1 pseudogene is annotated in these 415 nt (G+C 54.5%); it reads right to left on the bottom strand.

From position 1 onward, the window contains the following. Positions 1-128 precede the first annotated feature (128 nt). Positions 129-415, bottom strand: a pseudogene (locus ACYVTD_RS17225) (hypothetical protein); the annotation flags it as partial.

Here is a 415-nt window from a genome sequence, read left to right as displayed (position 1 = left end):
AAATTCTGTTTACCCCCGCCACCGCCGCCGCCCACATCGGGCGCTTTTTTTGTCTTTAGGAAGGGGCCCCGTTCTTCTTCTTTTTCGTTGTTTCTCGTTTTGCTTCCCCCCCCATAAAGGCCTCCTGCTCAACCGCCGCTTCCACCCCTCCCGCAAATTCCTTCCCCCGCCTCTCCGCCCTCCGCAGGATTCCCCGGCAAGCCTTCGGACTTAAATAGTATTTCTCCGGCACATTTTTTTCCAAAATCTGCGACAAGGAAGATTCTTTTACGACGTTGGGGCACTCCCCAGTATTTAGCGTCCAATTTTCTCCAAGCCAACGACCAACCGTCTCCCACAACGGCTCCTGCAGATTTCCAAACAGCGTTTCCGTCTTTTGACGGAGGTCGAGGAATTGAAATTGCCCCCCCCCCCC

Source organism: Treponema sp. R6D11, assembly GCF_054786075.1.
Note: the sequence above shows the minus strand (reverse complement) of the source record. Positions and strands in the feature narration are given on the sequence as shown.